26 protein-coding genes are annotated in these 22678 nt (G+C 73.8%); 13 read left to right on the plus strand and 13 right to left on the minus strand.

What is annotated here, in order from left to right:
* Nucleotides 1–8: 8 nt before the first annotated feature.
* The 7 genes from ACIP9D_RS24520 to ACIP9D_RS24550 are packed head-to-tail and all read right to left on the minus strand — an operon-like array spanning nt 9 to nt 7156.
* A complete protein-coding gene (locus ACIP9D_RS24520) occupies nt 9–1256 on the minus strand; it encodes an MCE family protein (RefSeq protein WP_350873191.1) in 1248 nt (415 codons plus the stop codon).
* A complete protein-coding gene (locus tag ACIP9D_RS24525; protein WP_350873192.1) occupies nt 1256–2236 on the minus strand; it encodes an MCE family protein in 981 nt (326 codons plus the stop codon). The genes ACIP9D_RS24520 and ACIP9D_RS24525 overlap by 1 nt, the downstream gene beginning before the upstream one ends.
* Nucleotides 2233–3267 (minus strand): MlaD family protein, encoded by a 1035-nt coding sequence (locus tag ACIP9D_RS24530; protein ID WP_350873193.1) that lies wholly within the window; start codon nt 3265–3267, stop codon nt 2233–2235. The genes ACIP9D_RS24525 and ACIP9D_RS24530 overlap by 4 nt, the downstream gene beginning before the upstream one ends.
* On the minus strand, nt 3264–4580 hold the full coding sequence (locus ACIP9D_RS24535; protein ID WP_350873194.1) for an MCE family protein: 1317 nt from the start codon (nt 4578–4580) through the stop codon (nt 3264–3266). The genes ACIP9D_RS24530 and ACIP9D_RS24535 overlap by 4 nt, the downstream gene beginning before the upstream one ends.
* Before the next feature lie 2 nt (nt 4581–4582).
* Nucleotides 4583–5386: an ABC transporter permease gene (locus ACIP9D_RS24540; RefSeq protein ID WP_350873195.1), complete on the minus strand. Its 804-nt coding sequence runs from the start codon at nt 5384–5386 to the stop codon at nt 4583–4585.
* A gap of 1 nt (nt 5387) precedes the next feature.
* Nucleotides 5388–6158, minus strand: a complete 771-nt coding sequence (locus tag ACIP9D_RS24545) for an ABC transporter permease (protein ID WP_350873196.1) — start codon at nt 6156–6158, stop codon at nt 5388–5390.
* Complete coding sequence (locus ACIP9D_RS24550) at nt 6155–7156, minus strand: ABC transporter ATP-binding protein (protein ID WP_350873197.1); 1002 nt, start codon at nt 7154–7156, stop codon at nt 6155–6157. The genes ACIP9D_RS24545 and ACIP9D_RS24550 overlap by 4 nt, the downstream gene beginning before the upstream one ends.
* Before the next feature lie 182 nt (nt 7157–7338).
* Between ACIP9D_RS24550 and shbA the strand changes: the two genes are divergently transcribed.
* The 8 genes from shbA to ACIP9D_RS24590 all read left to right on the plus strand — a co-directional run bounded on the left by shbA (nt 7339) and on the right by ACIP9D_RS24590 (nt 12413).
* A complete protein-coding gene (gene shbA, locus ACIP9D_RS24555) occupies nt 7339–7917 on the plus strand; it encodes an RNA polymerase sigma factor ShbA (protein ID WP_350873198.1) in 579 nt (192 codons plus the stop codon).
* Complete coding sequence (locus ACIP9D_RS24560) at nt 7914–8732, plus strand: anti-sigma-D factor RsdA (RefSeq protein ID WP_350873199.1); 819 nt, start codon at nt 7914–7916, stop codon at nt 8730–8732. Before shbA ends, ACIP9D_RS24560 begins: the two co-directional genes overlap by 4 nt.
* Before the next feature lie 99 nt (nt 8733–8831).
* Nucleotides 8832–9539: a hypothetical protein gene (locus ACIP9D_RS24565; RefSeq protein WP_350873200.1), complete on the plus strand. Its 708-nt coding sequence runs from the start codon at nt 8832–8834 to the stop codon at nt 9537–9539.
* Nucleotides 9540–9545: 6 nt separating this feature from the next.
* Nucleotides 9546–10115, plus strand: coding sequence for a MauE/DoxX family redox-associated membrane protein (locus ACIP9D_RS24570; protein ID WP_350873201.1), 570 nt, complete (start codon nt 9546–9548; stop codon nt 10113–10115).
* Nucleotides 10112–10660, plus strand: coding sequence for a hypothetical protein (locus tag ACIP9D_RS24575; RefSeq protein WP_350873202.1), 549 nt, complete (start codon nt 10112–10114; stop codon nt 10658–10660). The genes ACIP9D_RS24570 and ACIP9D_RS24575 overlap by 4 nt, the downstream gene beginning before the upstream one ends.
* Nucleotides 10657–11652, plus strand: a complete 996-nt coding sequence (locus tag ACIP9D_RS24580) for a peptidoglycan-binding protein (RefSeq protein WP_350873203.1) — start codon at nt 10657–10659, stop codon at nt 11650–11652. The genes ACIP9D_RS24575 and ACIP9D_RS24580 overlap by 4 nt, the downstream gene beginning before the upstream one ends.
* Nucleotides 11653–11669: 17 nt before the next feature.
* On the plus strand, nt 11670–11828 hold the full coding sequence (locus ACIP9D_RS24585; protein WP_350873204.1) for a hypothetical protein: 159 nt from the start codon (nt 11670–11672) through the stop codon (nt 11826–11828).
* 81 nt (nt 11829–11909) lie between these two features.
* Nucleotides 11910–12413 carry a hypothetical protein gene (locus ACIP9D_RS24590; RefSeq protein WP_350873205.1) on the plus strand — a complete coding sequence of 168 codons (504 nt, stop codon included), beginning with the start codon at nt 11910–11912 and terminating at the stop codon, nt 12411–12413.
* A 34-nt stretch (nt 12414–12447) separates the two neighbouring features.
* Here ACIP9D_RS24590 and ACIP9D_RS24595 read toward each other — a convergent pair whose 3' ends face one another.
* Nucleotides 12448–13077 carry a LysE family translocator gene (locus ACIP9D_RS24595; protein WP_350873206.1) on the minus strand — a complete coding sequence of 210 codons (630 nt, stop codon included), beginning with the start codon at nt 13075–13077 and terminating at the stop codon, nt 12448–12450.
* Between the two features lie 110 nt (nt 13078–13187).
* On the opposite strand from ACIP9D_RS24595, the gene ACIP9D_RS24600 reads away from it, so the two are divergent.
* On the plus strand, nt 13188–13640 hold the full coding sequence (locus tag ACIP9D_RS24600) for an Lrp/AsnC family transcriptional regulator (RefSeq protein ID WP_350873207.1): 453 nt from the start codon (nt 13188–13190) through the stop codon (nt 13638–13640).
* Nucleotides 13641–13791: 151 nt separating this feature from the next.
* Here ACIP9D_RS24600 and ACIP9D_RS24605 read toward each other — a convergent pair whose 3' ends face one another.
* The gene (locus ACIP9D_RS24605; RefSeq protein WP_350873208.1) at nt 13792–14445 is read right to left on the minus strand and encodes a TetR/AcrR family transcriptional regulator; all 654 of its coding nucleotides are present in this window, start codon (nt 14443–14445) and stop codon (nt 13792–13794) included.
* Nucleotides 14446–14568: 123 nt separating this feature from the next.
* On the opposite strand from ACIP9D_RS24605, the gene ACIP9D_RS24610 reads away from it, so the two are divergent.
* The 3 genes from ACIP9D_RS24610 (at nt 14569) to ACIP9D_RS24620 (ending at nt 17612) form a co-directional block, all read left to right on the plus strand.
* Complete coding sequence (locus tag ACIP9D_RS24610; protein ID WP_350873209.1) at nt 14569–16068, plus strand: MFS transporter; 1500 nt, start codon at nt 14569–14571, stop codon at nt 16066–16068.
* Between the two features lie 69 nt (nt 16069–16137).
* Nucleotides 16138–16905 (plus strand): ABC transporter permease, encoded by a 768-nt coding sequence (locus ACIP9D_RS24615; protein WP_350873211.1) that lies wholly within the window; start codon nt 16138–16140, stop codon nt 16903–16905.
* A gap of 383 nt (nt 16906–17288) precedes the next feature.
* The gene (locus ACIP9D_RS24620) at nt 17289–17612 is read left to right on the plus strand and encodes a TraR/DksA C4-type zinc finger protein (RefSeq protein WP_350873212.1); all 324 of its coding nucleotides are present in this window, start codon (nt 17289–17291) and stop codon (nt 17610–17612) included.
* Nucleotides 17613–17691: 79 nt separating this feature from the next.
* Here ACIP9D_RS24620 and ACIP9D_RS24625 read toward each other — a convergent pair whose 3' ends face one another.
* Complete coding sequence (locus tag ACIP9D_RS24625) at nt 17692–18189, minus strand: MerR family transcriptional regulator (protein ID WP_350873213.1); 498 nt, start codon at nt 18187–18189, stop codon at nt 17692–17694.
* A 28-nt stretch (nt 18190–18217) separates the two neighbouring features.
* Between ACIP9D_RS24625 and ACIP9D_RS24630 the strand changes: the two genes are divergently transcribed.
* Nucleotides 18218–18970 carry a methyltransferase domain-containing protein gene (locus ACIP9D_RS24630; RefSeq protein ID WP_350873215.1) on the plus strand — a complete coding sequence of 251 codons (753 nt, stop codon included), beginning with the start codon at nt 18218–18220 and terminating at the stop codon, nt 18968–18970.
* Between the two features lie 114 nt (nt 18971–19084).
* On the opposite strand, the gene ACIP9D_RS24635 is transcribed toward ACIP9D_RS24630, so the two are convergent.
* The 3 genes from ACIP9D_RS24635 to ACIP9D_RS24645 all read right to left on the minus strand — a co-directional run bounded on the left by ACIP9D_RS24635 (nt 19085) and on the right by ACIP9D_RS24645 (nt 22611).
* Nucleotides 19085–20476 carry an N-acetylmuramoyl-L-alanine amidase gene (locus ACIP9D_RS24635; RefSeq protein ID WP_350873216.1) on the minus strand — a complete coding sequence of 464 codons (1392 nt, stop codon included), beginning with the start codon at nt 20474–20476 and terminating at the stop codon, nt 19085–19087.
* 63 nt (nt 20477–20539) lie between these two features.
* On the minus strand, nt 20540–21709 hold the full coding sequence (locus tag ACIP9D_RS24640; protein WP_350873217.1) for a peptidoglycan DD-metalloendopeptidase family protein: 1170 nt from the start codon (nt 21707–21709) through the stop codon (nt 20540–20542).
* A gap of 35 nt (nt 21710–21744) precedes the next feature.
* On the minus strand, nt 21745–22611 hold the full coding sequence (locus tag ACIP9D_RS24645; protein ID WP_350873218.1) for a MauE/DoxX family redox-associated membrane protein: 867 nt from the start codon (nt 22609–22611) through the stop codon (nt 21745–21747).
* Nucleotides 22612–22678: the final 67 nt, after the last annotated feature.

Genomic DNA, 22678 nt, shown 5'->3' on the forward strand with positions numbered 1-22678 from the left:
GCCACACCTCATGCCACACCTCGCAGGATGCCGCCGAGGGTCAGGTCGCGGGTGAGGTCGGGGCCGCCCGGCGCCCCGTCGGGGCCCGGTCCACCGGAGGAGGGGACCGGAGGCTTTACCGGTGGGGTAGGGCCCTTCGGGGCGCCGGGCGGCAGCTTGAGGAGTTTGCGAAGCTGGTCGGTCATCGGCAGGCCCCGCGCGTGCAGGGTCTGGGCGAGCGCCTTGCAGGTCTCGGGGACCTCGGCGCCGGGCAGCTGGTCCACGATCAGCGAGCAGACGAATCCGGCCGGGTCGTACGGGCCCATGACGTTGTCGCGGGTGTCCAGGGTGCCCGAGCGGGGGTTGTACGCCAGGGCGAGGTTGTTCACCGTCAGCGGCGCCACGTCGAGGATGTCGATCACCGCCTTCTGCTGGCGGACGAGCACCCCGGTGATGTCGGCGAGCGCGGCGACGTTGCCGGTCAGCTCGTCGCGGTTGCCCCGGACGAAGGCGGTGACGTCGGCGAGCGCGGCGGCGAGGTTGCGCAACGCGGCGGCCAGCTCGTCGCGTTCCCCGGCGAGCTGCTCGGCGACGTCGGCGAGCTGCTGCGAGAAGCCGCGCACCTGCTGGTCGCTGCGGGCCAGGGCGGTGGTGAACCGTTGCAGGTTGGCCACCGAGCCGAACAGGTCCTGCCGGCCGTCGGCGAGCGTGTCGAGCGCCCGGGACAGCTCGGCCAGGGTGTCGTGCAGCTCGTCGCCGTTGCCCCCCAGGTTGGCCCGCCCGGTGGCCAGCAGGTCGCTGAGCGCGCCGTCGGCGTTGGCGCCCTGCGGCCCGAGCGCCCGGTTGAAGTCGTCGAGCGCCCGGTAGATGTCGTCGATCTCCATCGGTGCGGCGGTGCGCTCGGCGGGGATCTCGGTGCCGTCGCGGAGCGCGACGCCGCCGGCGAAGGCCGGGGCGAGCTGGACGTACCGGTCGCTGACCACGCTGGGTGGAATGATCAGCGCCTGGGCGTCGGCGGGGACGCTCACCTGCGGGTCGTAGCGCATGCTCACCCGGACCACCCGGCCCTGCGGGGTGACCGACTCCACCTCGCCGACCCGCACCCCGAGCACCCGGACGTCGGAGCCGGGGTAGATCCCGACGGCCCGGGTGAAGTAGGCGACCACCCGCCGCTGCGGCGACTCATGACGCCACAGCACCAGGCCGGCGGCGAGCGCGGTCAGCAGCACGGTTGCGGCGGCGACCGGGCGGCGCCAGCGTCGGATCGGGCCGGGCATCAGCGACCTCCCGTCGGCACGTACGGCTGGAGCAGGCCGCTGAGGTAGGAGTCGAACCAGCGGCCGTTGCCGACGACGTTGGCGAAGGCGGTGACGAACGGCGCCATCCGCTGGACGGTCTGCTCCAGCTCGTCGCGGTTGCGCTGCAGGACGGCGACCACGTCGCGCAGCTTGCGCAGCGCCGGTTCGAGCTGGGTGCGGTTGTCGGCGACCAGACCGGACAGCTCGGTGGCCAGCTCGTCGGTGCCGACCAGCAGCCGGTGGATGGCGTCCCGGCGGCGACTCACCTCGGCCAGCAGCGCCTCGCCGTCGGCGACCAGCCGGCGGAACTCCTCGTCCCGGGTGGCGAGCACGTCGGTGACCTGCCGGGCCCGACCGAGCAGCGCCCGCAGCTCCGCGTCCCGCTCGGCCACCGTCCGGGACAGCCGGGAGAGCCCGACCAGGGATGAGTTGACGCTGCCGGGGGTGTCGGCGAAGGTCTCGGAGAGCGTGGTGAAGGCCGCCGCGAGCTGGTCGGTGTCGACCTGGTCGAGGGTGTCGGCGAGGCCGGTGACCGCCTGCACGACGTCGAACGGCGCGGCGGTGCGCTCCAGCGGGATCTGCCCGTCCGCGGGCAGCTTGTCCGGTCCGGCCGGGGTCAGCGCGAGGTACTTCTGGCCGAGCACGGTCTTGATCCGGATGGTGGCGCCGGTGTCCCGGCCGAGGCGGACGTCGTCGTCGTCGACCCGGAACCGGACCCGCACGTAGGGCTGCGGGCCGGTGGCCAGCTCGACCGCGGTGACCGCGCCGATGCGGACCCCGGCCACCCGTACCTCGTTGCCGGCGACGAGGCCGCTCGCGTCGTGGAAGGCAGCCTGGTAGGAGCGGCCGGTGAGCGCGGCCAGCCGGTCGAGCTGGAAGGCGCCGAGCAGGACGGCGGCGATCACGGCCAGCCCGACCGCGCCGACGACGACCGGATTGCGTTCCCGGAAAGGTCTCATCGGCTTCCTCCGGTGGCGCAGCGGGCGGCCGGGGCGCTGAGGGTCGCCGGGTTGAGCGGGGCGTGGCCGGCGACCGCCACCCGTCCGTCGAAGTCGCAGAGGTAGAAGTTGAACCAGGAGCCGTAGGAGGCGACCCGGGTCAGCGACTCGTACCGCTCCGGCAGCCGGCCCAGCGTGCCGTCGATGACGGCGGCGTTGCGGTCGAGGGTGCCGGCGAGGTCGCCCAGGGCGCGCACGTCGGCGGCGAGCGGCGGGCGCGCCTCGTGCAGCAGCCCGGCGGTCACGTCGGTGAGTTCGCCGAGGTTGACCAGCGCGTCGCCGATGGCGGTGCGGTCCGCCGCGAGGCCGGAGACGAACTGCTGCATCTGGGCGATCGTCCGGCCTAGTTCGGCGTCCCGGCCGGCCAGGGTGGCCAGCACCTGGTTGAGGTTGGTGATCACCCGGCCGATGACGGCGTCCCGGTCGGCCAGGGTGTTGGTCAGCGACGCGGTCCGTTGCAGCAGGCTGCTGACGGTGCCGCCCTCGCCCTGGAACACCTGGATGATCTCGTAGGCGAGGGTGTTGACGTCCGCCGGGCTCAGCGCGGTGAACAGCGGCCGGAAGCCGTTGAACAGGGTGGTGAGATCCAGCGCCGGGGTGGTCTGGGTCAGCGGGATCAGTCCGTCCTCGCGCAGCGGACGGCCGTCCCCCGGCCCCTCGGTCAACGCCAGGTACCGCTGGCCGACGAGGTTCCGGTAGCGGATGGTGGCCCGCACGCCGGTGGCCACCGGCAGGTCGGCGGTGACGGTGAAGGACACCTCGGCGACGGTGTCGTCGACCACCCGGATGTCGCGCACCGTGCCGACCCGGACGCCGGCGACCCGGACGTCGTCGCCGGGGAGCAGCCCGGTGACGTCGGTGAACCGGGCCCGGTAGTCGACTCCGCCGGGCGAGAAGGCGCCGAGGGTCTGGGCGAGCAGCGCGGTGAGCAGCACCGTCACGGTGGCGAAGATCAACAGCTTGACCAGTGGCGCCACGGTCCTGCCGGTCATCGGGCGTTCACCACCCCACCGCGCAGCAGCGGGCCCCAGAGCAGCACCGCGATGTCCGGCACCTCCGCCGGCAGGGTGCCGGTGAGGGCGCCGACGAGCGGCTTGACCAGAGCCCGCTCCTCGCCGGTGCCGGCCTGGCCCATCTCCGGGGAGGCGCCGTCGCCGGCGGGGACGGCGGCCCCGGCCGGGACAGCGGGCTGCTTGCCGGGCACGCCGACCGGCAGCAGCGGGCGCGGGCGGGCGCCGGAGTAGTCGTAGCCGTCGTTGACCGGGTGCTCGGGGGCCGGGACCTTCGGGTGCGGCAGGCCGTAGCACTGTGGACCGTTGCGCGCGCCGTACACCGGCTCGTCCCGGCCCGGCTGGTACGGCCCGCCGTCCCGGGTGACCTCCAGGGTGATGTGCATCCGTCCCCCGGCGAAGACCTCCTCGACCCGGGGTTGCAGGGCGACCAGACCGTCGACCAGGCACGGGTACTCGGGGGCGTAGGTGGCGAGCAGCTCCAGCACCGGCCGGCTGACCGCGCCGAGCCGGATGAGCTGGTCGCCGTGCCGGTCGAGGAAGCCCGTGGCGACCTCGGCGGTGCCGGTGGTGTCGGCGAGGAAGGCGGCGAGCTGGGTCCGCTGATCGGTGACGGTGCGGGCGGTGACGCTGACGTCGCGCAGCAGGGCGAGCAGGTCGGGCAGCGCCGCGTCGTAGCTGTCCAGCACGGTGGCGAGCTTCCGGACGTCCTCGGCGATGGTGGGCATCGCCGGGTTGAGCTGCCGCAGGTAGGCCCCGAGCCGTTCGATGTTCGCCCCGAGCTGCTCACCGCGCCCCTCCAGCGCGGTGGCGAGCGCGCCGAGGGTCGCGGCGAGCTGGTCGGGTCGGATCGACTGGAGCAGCGGCAGCGCCTCGTCGAGCACCCGCTCCAGCTCGACGGCCGTGCTGCTGCGGTCCTGGTCGATGACGGCGCCGTCGCGGATCGGCGCGGCGGCGCCGCCGGCGGGCGGGACCAGCTCGACGTAGCGTTCGCCGAAGAGCGTCTTGGGCAGCAGGCGGGCGGTGACGTCGGCGGGGATCCGGCCGATGGTGGCCGGGTCGAGCGCCAGCCGCAGCACCGCGCCGTCGCCCGCGCTGCGCACCGAGCGCACCTCGCCGACCAGCACGCCGCGTACCTTGACGTCGGCGCCGTCGCCCAGCTGCAACCCGGCGCGGTCGGCGTGCAGGGTGACCCAGGCGACCGGGGTGAACGCCTTCCGGTAGTGCAGCACGGACCCGGTCAGCGCCGCGGTCAGCGCGGCGACGAAGACGATGCCGAGGATGCGATGTCTCATGCTCACCCCGCGATCCGGACGGTGGTGGTCGCGCCCCAGATGGCCAGGGACAGGAAGAAGTCGACGATGTTGACCGCGACGATGGCCAACCGGACGGCCCGCCCGACGGCGACGCCCACCCCGGCCGGCCCGCCACTGGCGGTGTAGCCGTACCAGCAGTGCACCAGCACCACGATCACGCTGAACACCAGCACCTTGCCGAAGGACCAGAGCACGTCGCCCGGCGGCAGGAAGAGGTGGAAGTAGTAGTCGTAGGTGCCGGCCGACTGCCCGAAGTAGAAGACCGCGATGGTGCGGGTGGCCAGGTAGCTGGCGAGCAGGCCCACCACGTACAGCGGGATGACCGCGATGAAGCCGGCGATCATCCGGGTGGTGACCAGGAACGGCAGCGACGGCACGCCCATCACCTCGAGCGCGTCCACCTCCTCGGAGATCCGCATCGCGCCGAGCTGCGCGGTGAAGCCGCAGCCCACGGTCGCCGAGAGGGCCAGCGCGGCGACCAGCGGCGAGATCTCCCGGGTGTTGAAGTACGCCGACACGAAGCCGGTGAAGGCGCTGCTGCCGATCTGGTTGAGCGCCTGGTAGCCCTGCAATCCCACCTCGGTGCCGGTGAAGAAGGTGAGGAAGCAGATCACCCCGACCGTGCCGCCGAGCACGGCGAGCGCGCCGGTGCCGAAGCTGATCTCCGCGAGCAGACGGACCACCTCGCGCCGGTAGCGGCGCAGCGTACGCGGCGTCCAGGCGAACGCACGCAGGTAGAAGGCGAGCTGACCGCCCAGGTCGTCGAGGAGTCGCAGCACCGTCACGTCAGCTTCCCTTCTGCGGTACGACCTGGAAGTACACGGCCGTGACGATGAAGTTCAGCGCGAAGAGGAGCATGAACGTGATCACCACGCTCTGGTTGACCGCGTCGCCGACCCCCTTCGGGCCGCCCTTCGCGTTCATCCCCTGGTACGAGGCGACCAGCGCCGCGGTGGCGCCGAAGAGCAGCGCCTTGACCTCGCCGACCAGCAGGTCGGGCAGCTGCCCGAGCGCCTGGAAACTGGCCAGGTACGCACCCGGCGTACCGCCCTGCAACACCACGTTGAAGGTGTAGCCGCCGACCACCCCGACCACGCTGACCAGCCCGTTGAGCAGCACCGCCACCAGCATGGACGCGAGAACCCGGGGCACCACCAGGCGCTGGATCGGGTCGATGCCGAGGACCTGCATGGCGTCCAGTTCCTCGCGGATCTTCCGCGAGCCGAGGTCGGCGCAGATGGCCGAACCGCCGGCCCCGGCGATGATCAGCGCGGTGACGATCGGGCCGGCCTCCCGGACGACCGCGAGCACCGACGCCGCACCGGTGAACGACTGCGCGCCGAGCTGGCGGACCAACGAGCCGAGCTGGAGCGCGATGACCGCGCCGAACGGGATCGACACCAGCGCGGCGGGCAGGATGGAGACCGAGCTGATGAACCAGGCCTGCTGGACGAACTCCCGGACCTGCACCGGCCGGCGACCGAGCGCCCGCAGCGTGTCCAGGCAGAACGCGAAGAACTCGCCGGACCGGCGTACCGCGCTGACCGGGGCGCTCACCGGGTACCGCCCTTGCCGGCCAGCTCGGCGGAGTTTCGGTCGGGCTCCGTCGGCGGAGCCTCGGCACCGGCGAAGGAGCCCGGCGGCGGGGTGATTCCCTGCTCGCGGCACCACTGCCCCGCCGGGCGCTCGGCCCGCCGGGGCCGGCCGTCCGACGGCGGCAGCTGGAGCGGGATGGGCGGCAGCGGGGGCAGTTCGACGCCCGCCTGCGCCTCCGCCGCCAGCTCCTCGGCGTCCTTCTCCTCGGCCATCCCGATCGGGCCGACCCGCTGGGCGTTCAGGAACTGCCGGACCACCGGCTCCGTACTGGAGAGCAGCATCTCCCGCGGGCCGAACATGGCCAGGTGACCGTGGTAGATCAGGCCGATGTTGTCCGGCACCGTCCGGGCGGTGTTGATGTCGTGCGTGACGATCAGGAACGTCGCGTCGGTGCGCTGGTTGAGGTCGATGATGAGCTGGTTCAGGTACGCGGTGCGCACCGGGTCCAGCCCCGAGTCGGGCTCGTCGAAGAGGATGATCTGCGGGTCGAGCACGAGCGCCCGGGCCAGCCCGGCTCGCTTGCGCATGCCACCGGAGATCTCCCCGGGCAGCTTCCGTTCGGCGCCGACCAGGCCGACCATGTCCAGCTTCTCGCCGACCACCGCCCGGATCTCCGCCTCGGTCTTGCGGGTGTGTTCGCGCAGCGGGAAGGCCACGTTGTCGTAGATGGTCATCGAGCCGAAGAGCGCGCCGTCCTGGAACAGCACGCCGAAGAGCTTGCGTACCTCGTACAGCGCGCGTTCGGAGAGCCGGGGCAGGTCACGGCCCTCGATGACGATCGAGCCACGGTCCGGGCGGAGCAGCCCGACCAGGGTCTTGAGGAACACCGACTTGCCGGTGCCGGAGGGACCGAGCAGCACCGAGATCTCGCCGGCCGGCAGGGTGAGGCTGATGTCGGACCAGACCGGCTGCCCGCCGAAGGACTTGGTCAAGCCGCGCACGGCCACCTCGACACCCATGGTTCCCTCCCCTCTCGTCGACTCCCGTTCCGACTCGTTACTGGGGACATCGCGCCGGAGGGTCCGAATGCAACACACTTCTTTGCGGCACAGTCACGTGACGCAGAGTGAGCTAGGCAAATCGGCGGCCGGCTCGATAGCGTGCCGTTAACCGGCCGGTAACGAAGGTGCCCCGCCACGCGATGACGACCACGATCGAGCCCCAGCTCGTCCGCCGGGCCGCCCAGGGCGACCGGACGGCCACCGCGATGCTGCTCGCCGACGTCCGCCCCGGGCTGGTCCGCTACTGCCGGGCCCGGCTCGGCCGGATCGGTGGCGCGTACACCACGGCCGACGACGTCGCCCAGGAGATCTGCATCGCCGTGCTGCACGCCCTGCCCCGCTACCGCGAGCAGGGCGTCCCGTTCTCCGCCTTCGTCTACGCCATCGCCGGGCACAAGGTGGCCGACGCGCAGCGGGCCGCGGTCCGAGCGGCCTCGCTGACCGCCACCGACCCACCTCCGGAGACCCCCGACGCGGAGCCGGGCCCGGAGCAGCGGGCGGTCGCCACCGACCTGGCCCGCCGGCTGTCGGGGTTGCTGGAGCGCCTGCCGGAGGCGCAACGGGAGATCGTCGTGCTCCGGGTGGCGGTCGGTCTCTCCGCCGACGAGGTCGGCGCCATCGTCGGCCTGTCCGCCGCCGCCGTCCGGGTGGCCCAGTCCCGTGCGTTGGCTCGGCTCCGTACCCTGGCCGGCGACTCACTCGACGAGGTGGCGGCATGACGGAGCAGACCCGGGCCGGCGGTGACGAGCTGGACCTGGCCACGATCGCCCGGGACGACCAGCTCCTCGACGCGCTCAGCCGGGGCGAGCCCGGGCCGGCCGGTGACGACGTCGCGGCGATGCTGGCCGCCTGGCGCAACGATGTGGACGGCGACCGTGAGCAGCGGCTGATCCAGGCGGGCCAGGAGGTCCGACCGCCGGTCCCGGCCGCCGGACCGACGCCCGTCACCCGGGGCGCGCTGCGCCTCGCCGCCGCCGTCGTCACGCTCCTGGTGATCGCGACCGGGCTCGGGGTGGGCAGCCGCCACGCCGGTCCGAGCAGCCCGCTCTGGTCGCTGACCCGGGTGCTCTACCCCGAACAGGCACAGGTACGCGGCGTCGAGGACAGCATCGCCCAGGCTCGCGACGCGGTCGCGGCGGGCCAGCTCGACGAGGCGCGGCACCTCATCGAGCAGGCCCACCGGGATCTCGCCGGGGTGACCGATCCGGCCGTGGCCGCACGGCTGCGCGCCGAGCTCGACGCGCTGGACCGCGAACTGCTCGCCGCGCTGCCGGCTCCGCCGCCCGCGCCGGCCCCCTCGGCCGGCGCCCCGACGCCCCACCCCTCGACCGCGGCTCCCAGGCCGAGCCACAGCGGCGCGCCGACGCCCTCCGCGCCCGGGCCGGCGCCGTCGTCGGGCGGTCCGGGCCTGCCCGGGCTGCTCCCCCTGCCACCGCTGCCACTGCCCACATCGGACCGGGACAGCGACCCGCCGACCCTGCCGCTGCCCTCGCTGCCCGTGCTGCCGCTGCCCACCGGCATCCCGCTCGGCTGAGCGGCCGTCGCCCGGGTCGACCGGGCTTGTCAGGGACATTCGCATTCTCGGATGATGTGACGGGCACCACTGTGCCGTACCTTCAGGGGGGAGGTGGGGATGGCAGCCACGGAGGGTCCCGTCGCACATCGCGCCATGGACGGCCGGCGTTTCCTGCTCAGCGGCTCACTCGACTTCAGCGCGCCGTTCACCTCGGTGGTCGAGCTGACCGTCGCCGGCCGGGCGCACGAGTTCACGGCCGGCTCGGTCGGCCTCGTCGACGACCTGGCGGAGGCGCTGGGTGCCACCGGCTTCGACGAGGTGCTCAGCTACCAGGGTGGCACCCTGATGACGACCCGGGTGCGGTCGCACGACGCCCAGATCCGGCTCGACGAGGAGCGGCTGGTGGCGGCGTGGCGCGGGCGGCGCTACTGCTTCCTCACCCAGATCTACGGCGCCACCACGAACGATCTGCTCGCGATGCTGCGGACGCTGCGGATCGTCGAGCACGACGACGGTCTCGTCGTGCAGCCCAACGCCCGGGCCGGCAGCCGGTTCGCGGCGGCGGCAGCCGTGATCAAGGAGGTACCCGGCCTCGGCCTGCTGGACATGACGCCGCTCACCGCCGAGCGCACCCGACAGTTGCCGACGTGGCGCGGGTTGGCCACCGGGGCCGGTGAACTCTTCCGGGACACTCTCTCGGACGGCCGGCCCTACTTCGTCCTCGCCGCGACGGACACCTGGCTGACCGTGCTACCGCTGGCCGACACGGTGGTCGACCAGGTGCCGGAGCTGGTGGGCCGGCTACGTGTGCAGACGGCCAGGTGAGGCGCCGTGTCCACCCTGGTCGCCAGCGTCGCGGCGTACACCGTTCTGCTCACCCTTCTCGTCGCCGTCGGTGAGCACCTGTCGAGACCGGCGGCGCTGGCGACGGCGTTGGCCGCACACCGGGTGGTTCCCGCGCCGGCCGCCGTCGCGGCGGTCGTCATCGCGGCGGAGGGGCTGCTCGGCGCGGCCGGCGTGCTCGCCCTGCTCCGGGACGACGGTGGCCGGCTGCTGGGCGTCGTCCTGGCCGGCGGCGCCGCGCTCCTCGCCACGTACGCGGGCTACGGCCTCCATATGCGGTCGACCGGGCGGGCCGTCCCCTGCGGATGCTCACGGGTCGAGGTGCCGATGAGCGGCTGGGTGGTGGCCCGCGCGGCCACGCTCGCCGGCACGGCCCTGATCGGGTCGCTGCTCTCCGGCACGGTGCTGCCGCTGTGGCGGGCCGACGCCGCGCTCGCGGTGGTCCTGCTCGCCGCTGCGACGTTCACCGCGCTCCTGGCGCATCTGCCTGCCGCCATGCACCAGCCGACCCCGCAGCACCCGCCCACCCGGGTGGGACGAGGAGGCGTACCCGGATGAGTTTCCAGACCAGCGCGCTGATCCTGAGCTGGATCGCGATCCTGCTGCTGGCCCTCGTGGTGTCCGGCCTGGTCCGTCAGGTGCACGCGCTCGCCAACGGCAGCGTCGCCCGTCCCGGGTCCGTCGGTCTGCGGCCCGGCTCGCCGGCGCCCCGGTTCGGCGAGCTGGCGCCGCCCGCCCCGGCCACCCTGGTCCTGCTCTTCCTCGACCCGGGTTGCTCGACCTGCGACCACCTGCTCGCCGAGGCCACCCAACAGGCCGATCGGCCCGACGTCGTGCTCCGGGTCCTCTACCGGGAGGCCGCCCCGCCTCATCCGGCCGACCTGCCGGTGACGGTCCTCGGCGAACAGGCGGACCTGTTCGACCGCTACGACGCCATCGCCACCCCGTTCGCGGTCGTGGTCGACGCGACCGGGCACGTCCGGCGATCCGAAGCCGTCGGTTCCCAGGCAGCCCTGCGGCAGCTGCTCGACCAGGTCGACCACCCGTCCGGCGGCGCAGCCGCGCCGACCGTCCACCCGATCCAGCGGGGAGGCTCGCGGTGAGCACTCTCGACACCGTGCCCGCGCTGCGGGGGACGGACCCGGGCACCGGCACGGCGTCCCGGCGGCGCCCGCCAGCAGGCCGGGCCCGGAGCCGGCTCACCGAGTCGTGGGCGCTGTCCCGCCGCACGCTGCTGCAGGCCGGCACCGCGGTGGGCATGGCGGCGCTGAGCGTCTTTCCGGCCGCCCGCCGCGCCTACGCCGACGGATACGACATCTACGGCAGCTGCCCGTCGTACGCCAGCGACCAGAACTGTTCGCCCGGCTGCGGTCCGAGCCCGATCTTCGCCGCCGCCTGCAACACCAGCGGCACGTACGCGGGCTTCCACAAGAACGACGGCACCACCTGGAAGCTGCGCCCGAACGAGTGCTACGCCGGCACGTACGACGGCTGGCTGTGGCGCTACCAGGGCGCCTGCGGCGCCTGCGCCTGTTCGGTCGAGCGGCGCTGTCACGACGGCTACCGGAAGACCAGCTCGGGCTGGGTCCGGTCGATCTGTCGCTGGAACACCGACTGCGGGTGCCTCACCTCGGTCAACTGGCCCAGCACCCGCCGGGGCCAGAGCGGCGCGAACGTCTACACCGTGCAGTACCTGCTGACCGCGCGGGGCCACAGCACCACCAAGGACGCGGTCTTCGGCAGCGGCACCGAGACCCGGGTGAAGCAGTTCCAGTCGGCCAAGGGCATTCCGGCGAGCGGCGTCGTCGACGCACAGACCTGGCGCCTGCTGGTCTTCACCGTCTCGGCCACCGGCATCACGGTGACCAAGACCGTCGGTTCCCGGACGGTGGTGGTGCACTACCCCTACAACGGCGACGTCGTGCGGGCCGTGCAGCGGCAGCTCAACAAGCACGCCCACGGGCTCAGCGTCGACGGCGTCTTCGGTTCGGCGACCGACGCCGCGGTACGGGACTTCCAGCGACAGAACGGGCTCACCGTCGACGGCATCGTGGGCGAGAGCAGCTGGCGGACGCTCACCGGCGGCGCCGTGTGACGGGTCAGCCGTCACCCGTGCGGCGCGTTCCACCGGTGCGCCGCTGGGCCACCGACCCGCTCGCCCCCGGCCTGGTGCTCGCCGTGGGCGCGATGCTCGCCGCCGCGTACGGGCACCCGCTCACCTGGGCGGTACTCGGCGGGCTGGCCGGCTACACCCTCTCCGGCTCGGTTTGAACGCGCAACAGCGCGTACGCGCTGGCCTCGCCCGGGCGGCGAGATCGGAATCCGCAGGGGAAACTGCTGACCCTGTTCGTCGTGGGGCTCATCGCCGGCGGCCTGCTCAGCGGGTTGGTCCTCGGTGCGCTGTCCGGGCTGTCGGCGCCGTTGCCGCCGGCCTGGCGGTACGGGGCGATCGTGGGGGTGGCGCTGCTCGGGCTGCTGCGGGAGACCGGGGTGGTGACGATCCGCATGCCGCAGAACGCCCGTCAGGTGCCGCAGGACGTGTTGCGGCGCAACCCCTCGCGCGGGGCGCTGCGATTCGGCTTCGAGCTCGGCACCGGCGTGCGGACGTACGTCTCGGCCACCGCCCCGTACGTGCTCGCCGTCGCGGTCCTCCTCGGCGGTCAACGCCTGCAGGTCGCCGCGCTCGCCGGGCTCGGTTTCGGGGTGGGGCGCGCCGCCACTCCGCTCTTCCGCCGCGCCTCCGGCGCGGTCGAGGGCTGGGACGCCGACCTGGGTACCCGGCTGCGCGTCATCACCGTCGGCGGGTGCGCCGTGCTCGCCGCCGGTTTCGGCCTGCTCTTCCTGCACCAGCTGTAGTGCCGGGAAGGAACTGTCGGCCGCCCAGGTGGCCTCAGTCCGGCAGGCGATCGAGCAGGAGACCGGCGCCGACGGCCACCATGCCGAGACCGGACAGGCGACTGACGACCCGGGCGGCGACGGGTCGGGTGCGCAGCACGGCCCGGGCGAGGCGCCCGATCATCGCGTAGAACGCGGCACAGGAAAGGGTGAACATCAGCCCGAGCACGCCGAGCTGCACCGCGATCGGCCAGCCCCCCTCCGGATCGGTGAACTGCGGCAGCAGGGCGAGGAAGAGCAGCAGCGCCTTCGGGTTCAGGCCGCTCACCCCCACCCCACGCAGCAGGGTGGACCGTCGTCCGCGCGGCTCGGGCCCGTCCGGCTGCGCAGCCGTCGGGGCGGGACCGGCCGGGTTGGCGAGAGTGCCGACCCCCAGCCAGATCAGGTAGAGGCCACCGGCGACGGTGAGCGCCGTCAGGGCCAGCGGCGTACCGGCGACGAGCGCTCCGACGCCGGCGGCGACCACCAGCGTCATCGCGGTGTAGCCGAGCACCAGGCCCCCGACCGCCGGGGCCACCGGGTCGCCTTTCAGCGCGATGCCGAGGGTGAACGCCCAGTCCGCGCCGGGAACGACGATGAGCAGGAGGGCCACCGCCCAGAAGGCGAGCAGCGACGTGACGGCCATGGGAAACTCTTCCATCGATGAGGCTCGTGGTGGAAACGCTATGCGTCATCGGCCGGGAAGTGGTTCCAACTTTGCCCTCAATGCCCCGCCCCTTGAGAAGGATCTGCCACATGGACCGGATCGACCGGAAGATTCTTGCCGAGCTGCAGTCCGACGGCCGGCTCACCGTCACCGACCTGGCGGCCCGGGTCGGGCTGAGCGTCTCCCCCTGTCACCGCCGGCTGCGCGAGCTGGAGCGAGCCGGCACGATCCGGGGCTACCGCGCCGTGGTGAACCCCGCGGCGCTCGGTCTCACCTTCGAGGCGCTGCTCTTCGTCACGATGCGGCAGGAGGACCGCGACACGCTGCTCGGCTTCGAGGCTGCGGTCGCCCGGATACCGAACGTGGTGCAGGCGCAACGGCTCTTCGGCGACCCCGATTACCTGCTGCGGATCGTCACCGCCGATCTCGGCGCCTACCAGCGCCTGGAGGACGACGTTCTCGCCACGCTGCCCGGGGTGCAGCGGCTGACCTCGACCCTGGTCATGAAGAACGTCGTCACCGAGCGTCCGCTACCCGCCTGAAGGGGTGCGGGCGGCGATGACGAGCGCCTCGACGACCAGCCAGATCCGCTCGGCGAGCTGGCCGGCGTCGGCGAGGCCGAGCCCGGCCACCAACCTGTCGGGTTCCGCGCGGGTGTCGCGCAGGTAGGTGGTTCCGGGCGAGCCGGGCCGGTCAGCGGCGTCCGGCCGCCGCGCCGGCGGGGTCGTCCGCGGTTGCCGGCACGACGCCGTAGAGCAGTCGCAGGGTCGCATCGGTGAGCTCGTCCAGCAGGTCGTCGTCGGACTGCTCGTCTGGGTGGGCGAAGGCCTGCGCGAACATGAGCAACCGCAGGTTGACCACCATGAAAGCGAGCAGCTCGGGCCGCGCCGGCACGGTACGGCCCGAGCGGGCGTCGCGCTCGATGCGCCGCCGCATCGCGCCGCACCCGGTGGCGAGCGCCTTCTCCCGAACGGCGAGCACGTCGGGCCCGGGGTCGGGAGAGAGGAAAGCCTCGCTCAGCCAGCGCCCGTCGACCTTCCAGCGCTTCAGCCCGCTCGCGAACCCCCGCCGCAGCGCGGCGCGGTCGAGGCCGTCCGACTCCAGCCACTCCCTCATCTCCTGGTCGAACGTGCCGCCCGTCTGAGCGCACACCTCGGCGAGGAGGGCCTGCTTGGACTCGAAGTAGAAGTAGAAGCCGGAGCGGGTGATGCCGGCCGCGGCGGCCACCTCGTCGATGGTGATCTGGGCCACCGGCCGGTTCCGCAGCAGCTCCACGGCGGCATCGAGCAAGGCCCGCTCGCGTTGATCACCCTTGGTGGGACCGCGTCGGCCTCCGGAAGCTGCCATGCCGCTACTCTACCTCGCGTCAAACGTAGTCGACGTCACGTCGAGTTTTTTTGACGCCGTGTTGAAAAGGCAGCTCGCCCGGCCTAGCTTTGGCGCGTCGCCAAGCGAAAGTGAGTCATCACGATGTCGAACCCGGTCGATCACCGGCCCGCCTCCCGGCTGCTGCTGCCGGTCGCCGCCTACGGCGTGCTGCTGCTCACCGTCCTGCAGTCGATGGTCGTGCCGATCCTCAGTCAGATCCAGGTCGCACTGCACTCGACGGCCGGCGCGGTCAGCTGGGTCCTCACCGTCAACCTGCTGGCCGCCGCCGTGCTGACGCCCGTCCTGGGCCGGCTCGGCGACCTGCGCGGCCGGCGGGTCGTGCTGCTCGGCGTGCTCGCCGTCGTGCTGGCCGGTTCGTTGCTCGCCGCCACCACCGACAACCTGCCACTGCTGCTGCTCGCCCGCGCGATGCAGGGCGTCAGCTACGCGCTCTTCCCCCTCGGCATCGGCATGCTGCGGGACGAACTGCCGCCGACCAGGCTCACCGGCCCGATGGCCATCGTGAGCGGCGCGGTCGCGGTCGGCAGCGGCCTCGGCCTGGTCGCCACCGGTCTGCTGGTCGGCGACGGCGGGAACTACCACACCGTGTTCTGGCTCGCCAGCGCGCTGAGTGTGGTCGGGCTGGTCGCCACCTGGCTGGTCGTACCCCGTCGTCGGCCCTCCGCCACCGGCCGCATCGACTGGGCCGGGGCCGGCCTGCTCGGCGCCGCGCTGGTCCTCCTGCTGCTCCCACTGGAAAAGGGGAACGACTGGGGCTGGAGTTCGGCTCGGGTGCTCGGGATGTTCGCGGCGGCGGTCGCCGCCTTCGCCCTCTTCGTCCTGGTGGAACGGCGCGTCAACCAGCCGCTGGTCAGCCTGCGCATGTTCAGCCACCGCCCGCTGGCCATCGCCAACCTCGCCGGGCTGCTGCTCGGCGCGCTGATGTTCGTCGGGTTCCTCACCGTCTCGGCGTTCGTGCAGACGCCCCCGACCCTGGCCGGCTACGGCTTCGCCGCGACGGTGCTGGCCACCAGCGTGGTCTACCTGCTGCCGGGCACGCTCAGCGGTGTCATCACCGCACCGCTCGGCGGCCGCCTCGTCGCCCGGTACGGCGCCAAGCCGACGCTGGCGCTCGCCCTGATCCTGCCCGCGGGCGGCTTCCTCCTGCTGGCCGTCCTGCACTCCGCGACCTGGCAGCTCATCCTCGGCGCGTTCCTGGTCCTGAACGGCGTCACGCTGGGCTACGCGGCCCTGCCGGCGCTGCTGGTCGCGCACGTCACGCCCGCCGAGACCGGCATCGCCAACAGCGTCAACTCGATCGCCCGGTCGGTCGGGAGCGCTGTCGCCAGCGCGCTGGTGGTGACCATGCTCAGCCGGAACCCGGTGCCGGGCCTGCCGGTGCCGCTGCCGCAGGTGTCGCAGTACGTCGTGCTCCTCGCGGTGGCCGCGGCCGTCGCCGCGCTGGCCGCGGTGCTCGTCCTCGTCGGGCTGCCGCGCCGTGCGCGCCCGGTGGTGACGCCCGCCCAGGTCGAGGCGGAGGACGTGCTCGGCGCCGCCGGGCTGGACATTCCCGCCCCGCTGCGCCCCGCGCCGGCCAACTGACCGCACCGCCCGAGCCGGCCTGGGGCACCGCCCCGGGCGGACCGGTCGGCGTGTGGGGAGACTGGCGGCATGTCCTCGACGATGCTGGTGCTCGGGCCGAAACTCTGGGTGGCGATGGCCGCGCTGGCCGCCACCGCGGCGGCCGTGGCGACGCTCGGGCGGCTTGGACACGGCCGGCAGATCCTGGTCGCCGCGGGCCGCGCCGCGGCCCAGCTGACGGCCGTGTCGCTGCTGATCGCCGCCATCGTCGCCTCGCTCTGGGCGACGGCCGGCTTCGTCGTCCTGATGTGCGTGGTCGCGGCCGGAACCGCCGGCCGGCGGATCACCAGCGGCGCGCGCGGCTGGTGGGCCGGGGCACCGATCGTCGCGGGCAGCCTCGCCGTCGTGGCGGGGCTGCTCGTCGCCGGCCTGGTGCCGGCGCGCGGGATCGCGGTCATCCCGGTGGCCGGCATCCTGATCGGTGGGGCGATGACCGCCACGTCGCTGGCGGGCCGGCGGGCCCTCGACGAGCTGATCGGCCGGCGGGGCGAGGTCGAGGCGGCGCTCGCGCTCGGCCTCCTGCCCCGGGACGCGGTGCTGCTGGTGTGCCGGTCGGCCGCCGCCCAGGCGCTGATACCGGCGCTGGACCAGACCCGCACGGTGGGCCTGGTGACCCTGCCCGGGGCGTTCGTCGGCGTGCTGCTGGGTGGGGCGAGCCCGCTGGCAGCCGGGATCACGCAGCTCTTCGTCCTGATCGGGCTCCTGGCCGTCGAGGCCGTCGCGGTCGTCATCACCGTCGAGCTGGTGGCCCGGGGTCGGCTGCGTCGCGCAGAGCCGGTGCCGGCCCTGGCCGGATAGCACCGGACCGGCGCGCGTCGATCCGGCCGTCGGCCCGGCGCCGGCAGCCCGGTCCACGCGGACGGTCGGAGGCCGCGGGGCGCGGAACTCGTTGGCTTTCCGCCGGGGCCCGCCTATGGTGGGCGGATGCTACTGGCCGGTCCGAATGCCGCCACCGTCACGACGCTGACGGCGGTTCACGCTGCCCACCGGTCGGCCTCCGTCTCGCTGCGGGTCTGCCCGTCCGCCGGTGGACGCCTCGTGCCCGCCCCGGTCACCCGAGAGCTGGCAACGTTCGTCCCGACCGGCCGTGGCCCACCGGCGAATCCGTTTACCACCGCAACGGACGCCAAGGGCGAAGCTTTCCGCTTCGGCCCTTTTTCTTTTTCCCAAGGAGATCCACCATGAGCAGCGGCATCGACCAACGGGCCGAGCGGGACCGGCTCGCCGATCTACGAACGTCCCTCGCCAAGGAGTTCGAGGCCCAGACGGCCAGACTCACCGAGCTCACTGCCGACACCGGCGACCCGGGCCAGGACCACACCCAGTCGGCGCTCATCGCCGCCACCCGGCAGAGCCTCGACGAGGTCGCCGGCGCGTTGCGCCGCATCGCCGACGGCAGCTACGGCGTCTGCGAGCGGTGCCAGGGCGACATCCCCGCGGAACGGCTCGAGATCCGGCCACAGGCCCGCTTCTGCGTGCCCTGCCAACAGAAGCAGGGCCGCTGAGTGGCGGGGCCGCCGTGCCGGCACGGGCACGGCGGCCCCCCGCGGCGAATGCCGCACGCCCGGGACGGGCGCCGCTGACCTACAGGTCGGCCCTGGTGGCGCCGCCGGAGCCTCCCGCGCCGGCCGGACCGTCGGCGTGCTGCGCGCAGGCGTTGCCGGGCGCGGCGGCACCGTCCGCTTCGCCGACCAGGGCCGCGAGCGTCGCCTGCAGGTGCGGGCAGGTGGCGAGATCCTCGTGGGCGCAGTCGAGCACCGCGTCGACCAGGCGCAGCGACGCCTGCGTGCGGGCGAGCCGCTCGGCGAGGTCGGCGCGGTGTCGGGCCAGCACCTGCCGGCGTGCGGCGGGATCGGCGTTCTCCACCACGGCGCGGATGTCGTCGAGGCTGAGTCCCGCCTGTTTCGCCCGTAGGACGATCGCGATCTGGCGCAGGTGGTCGGGCGCGTACCGGCGGCGGTCGGTGCCGGTACGGGCCGGGGACAGCAGGCCCACGGACTCCCAGTGCCGCAACACGTGGGCGGGCAACCCGAGCCGCGCCGCCGCCTGCCCGATGGTCAGCTGGGCCGGGCTTGACGTCATGTCGGCATTAAGTCGCAGGCTGGCGGCCATGTCAACGCACTCCGGCACCGACCGGATGATCCGTCTGTTGGACGTCGCCGACCAGCTTCCCGGCGCAGCGGCCCTGCGCGCACGCTCGTACGACCTGCTGGCTCCCCTCCCGGGCGCCGTGGTGGTCGACGTCGGTTGTGGAACCGGCCGGGCCGTCGCGGAGCTGGCCGCGCGTGGCGCCCGACCCATCGGGGTGGATCGCGACGAACGGATGGTTGCCGCTGCCCGCGACCGGTGGCCCGGGGTGGACCTGCGCGTCGGCGATGTCCTCGGCCTGCCGCTGGCCGACGGTGCGGTGAGCGGCTACCGGGCGGACAAGGTGTTGCACGAGTTGCCAGACCCGGTCGCGGCCGTGACCGAGGCGCACCGGGTGCTCGCCCCGGGCGGGCGGGTCGTGCTGCTCGGCCAGGACTGGGACGCGCTGATCGTCGATGCGGACGACGCGGACCTCACCCGAGCCGTCCTGCACGCCCGCGCGGACGCCATCACGAGCCCGCGGGTCGCTCGCCGTTGTCGCAATCTGCTGCTGGACGCCGGCTTCGACGCGCCCGTCGTCGAGGTGCACACCGGGGTCTTCACCGACCCGGTGATGCTGCCGATGCTGCTCGGGCTCGCCGAGGTCGCCGCCGCGAGCGGCGCCGTCGCACCGGACCGGGCCGCGCGGTGGGCTGCCGAGCAGCGCCAGCGGGCCGAACGGGATCGGCTCTTCCTGGCCGTGCCGATGGTCCTCGCCGCGGCACGGCGGCCGTAGCGCGACCCCGAGGGGCCGAGTTTCGCGAATCCGCCCGCTGGTCCCGGTCCGCGCCGACCGGGACCAGCGATCTGTCCGCCGCCCCCGGCCAGCTCGGCCGGGGCGGCGGGCAGGTCAGCAGCGGGGCACGCCGGGGATGTAGCCGCTCTGCCCGGTGTAGACGTACGCGTCGGAGACGTAGCGGTTGGTGCCGATCCGGTTCCAGACGTTGGTGGTGCCGTACGGTCCGGTGACCGTGCTGCCGGCGGCCTGGCAGTAGATGCTGACCGTGGCGCCGTCGGCGACCGTCCCGACGACCGGATAGCTGGCGCCCGGCCCGGAGCGGACGTTCAGGTTGGCCGAGGAGGTGTCCACCGTGCCGGAGCCGATGCCGGTGACCCCGTTGACCAGCTGCAGGTAGTAGGTCCAGTTCCAGTTCGGTCCCGGATCGGTGTGGGTCGCGCCGGGCACCTCGACGTGCCCGATGATGTGTGCCCGGTCCCGGGGAATGCCGTACTCGGCGGTGAGGCTGCGGGTGAGCGCGGCGGAGGCGCGATACATCGCGTCGGTGAACCAGGCCGGGTTGTCGACGTACCCCTCGTGCTCGATGCCGATCGACTGGGTGTTGTACGTCCAGTTGCCGGCGTGCCAGCCGATGTCCTTCTCCCGGACCGACTGGGTGACCGCGCCGTCGGAGGAGCGGAAGGTGTAGTGCGCGCTGACCTTCGCGGCCGGGTTCTGGAACCAGCTGATCGAGCCGGCGTACGAGCCCTGCGTCATGTGGATGACGACGTAGCGGATCGGGTGGCTGGTGGGCCGGCTGGCCACGGTGTAGTTGCTGGTGCTGGCGGGCGCCCACGCCGCGGGCGGGTAGTCGGTGCTGAGGGTGCCGACGTCCGCCGGTCCGGCGGCCCGCTCCAGCGGCCCCCGGTGCGGGACGACCGCCTGACCGGCCACCGCCACGCCCCGCTCCGAGCTGAAGCCGGTGCGCAGCAGGCCGTAGACGGCGTCGGCGTAGAGCCGGGCGACCGACGGGTCGCTCGCGCCACCGTAGCGGGCGACCGACCCGTACCACCGGCCGGCGTCGTCGCGGTCGGTTGAGGTGAGGCCGGCCTGGTCGGCGTACCCGCGCAGCACGGCGGCCGCCCCGAGCACGTTCGCCGCCGGGTCGCTGCGCAGCACGGCCGGGTCGAGGCGGGTGCGGGTGGCCGCCTCGTCGAGGGTGCGCAGCCGCGGGTTGCGGACCAGGTGCATCAGCCCGTATCCACCCGCGGCACTGGGCTCACCGGCGTGCATGTCCAGCCGGGTCTCCGCGTAGCCGATCGCGACGAGCAGGTCGCGGGGCACGTCGTAGCGGTCGGCGGCGGTGTCGAACGCGGCGGTCAGCGGTCCGTCCGGGGCCGCCGCCCGGACCGGGTCGGCGGCACCGGGCGAGGCGGTCGCGAGCTGGCCGGTCAGGGCGGTGGTCAGGGCGAGCAGGCCGCCGAGCAGGAGCCGGGCCGGGCGGGCGGGAGGTGCTGCGGGCATGTGCCACTCCTTCCTGGGGCCGGCCGCCGGTGTGCGCCGGCGGCCGACCGGGGGTCACGCTGGTCAGCACCAGCCGTTGATCGGACCGTTGACCCCGGTCCAGAGGTACGCGTCGGAGACCCAGCTGCCGTCGCTGAGCCGGTCCCAGAGCGCGGTGGTGCCGTAGCGCCCGGTGTGCGAGGTGCCGTTGGCCGAGCAGGAGACGGTGACGGTGCCGCCGTCGGCCAGCGAGCCGAGCGCGGCGTACCCGGTGCCCGGACCGGCGCGCCGGGTCAGCGACCCGCCGCCGTTGGCGTCGACCACACCCTGGTTGAGGCCGAGCGCGCCGTGGTTGTAGATCGCGCCACCGACGCCGGTCCACGCCGAGCCGTGTCGGGCCCCGCCCTGGTAGGCCGCGCCACCGTTGGCGAACGCCCACTTGCCGATGTCGTGCCCGGCGATCGGGACGTAGCTGTTGTTCTGCCGGAGCCCGAAGTGGACATGCCGGCCGGAGGCGGCCCCGCCGCAGGTGACGTCGGTGCCGGTGTAACCCAGGAAGGCGCCCTGCGCGACACTCGCCCCGTTGACGGCGATGTTGCTCCACAGGTGGTAGTAGTCGGTCGCGTAGCCCCGGTCGTGGATGACCCGGATCCAGCCCTGACACATGGTGTACGCGGTGCCGGCCCGGGCGGCCCGGACCACCTGGTCGCCGCCGGCGAGGTCGATCGAGCTGTACGGCGATTCGCTGCCGCCCCAGCCGTGCGGGCCGCCGCTGAGCGTCCAGGTCTGGCCGACCGCGAACGGCAGCGCCATCCCGGTGCGGTAGTCCCCGCCCGCGTAGAGCGGCGCGGGCGCGGTGCCGAAGACCCGCTTCTCCTCGCGCGTCACCAGGGGCGACTCGGCGGCCAGCGCGCCGAACGCCGCCTCGCCGTCGAAGGCGACCCGCCAGCCGCCGGGCTCGGCACGGGCGACGAAGACCGCGCCGGTCGGGTGGGCGCCGACCCGGTGGGGTGCCAGGGCCACCGCGGTGCCGAACGCCCACCCGGCGCCGCTCCGGCTGACCGTGACCCGGGTCTGCGGGTCCGCCTGCCCGGCAAGCGCCGGCCCGCGCAGCCGGTCGGTGACGGCGTCGGTGAGGGTTGCGGTGGAAGGCGGCGGGGCGGCGGGTGCGGCGGTGGCCGGCCCCGCCACGACCGGGCCGGTCAGCGTCAGCAGGGCCAGGGCAGCGCCGCCGGCCCATCGTCGGGTGCGCATCTTCGGCGACCTCTCTTCCTTCGCGGTTGGGTTGGTCAGGCCGGCACGACGGTGAGGTGCGGGCCCGCGGCCGGCGGTTGACCGGCGAGGCTGAGCAGGGTGTGCCCGGTCGCGTCGTCGACCACGGCGACCCGTACCGACTCCGGCGCCGGCTCGACCAGCGGCACGGCGAACACCGCGGTCACCGCCCGGCCCTGGTAGCGCGCGGCGTGCCCCACGAAGCGCCATCCGCCGTCGTCCCAGTGCTCGCGCACGTCGGAGCGGAGCAGCGGGGCGACCCGCCGGTAGGCCTCACTGAGCTGGAGCTGCTGCACGCTGGCGAGCAGTGGCACGCCGGAGCCGCCACGCAGCGGGTGGGTCAGCCGGACGCGCAGTTGGCGCAGCGGCAGCAGCCAGGCCCGGTCCAGCTCCGGCGAGAGGGCGGCCACCGCCGCCAGCTCGACCAGCAGCACGACCGCGCCGGACACCGGCCGTCCGGCGAGCGCGGCGAGCCAGCCGCCGCTGGCCAGCGCGCCCAGTCCACCCGCCGCCACCAGCACCCCGGCCCGGACGAGGCTGCGCCCGGAGATCGGGGTCGCCTGGGCGCTCAGGCAGCCGCAGGAGGACGTGGGCGCGGCCCGGCGGGCGTAGCCGAGGTAGCCGAGGAAGCCGACGGCCAGCACGGCGGCGGCGACCGCCTCCAGCCGCAGCACGGGCGGCAGGAGGAGCAGCGCGCCGAGGGTCAGCTCGACCCCGCCGAGCAGCCGGTACGCGGGCAGCGCCCGACGCTGCCCGAGCAGGCGGGGAAGCACCGAGCGCTCGACGGTCGCGGCGGCGTGTCGGTTGAGGAGTTTGACGCGGGCGGACCAGAGCAGCACCACGCCGACGACCAGTGGTTGCAGCGCCGCGATCATCTCGATCATGGGTTCTCCCCTCGGTTGGGTCGGCCGGGCGGCACCCGGGCGGTGGCGGCCGTCTGGCTCCGCGCCG

It is taken from the genome of Micromonospora sp. NPDC093243 (assembly GCF_044753725.1).
Taxonomy (GTDB): Bacteria; Actinomycetota; Actinomycetes; order Mycobacteriales; family Micromonosporaceae; genus Micromonospora.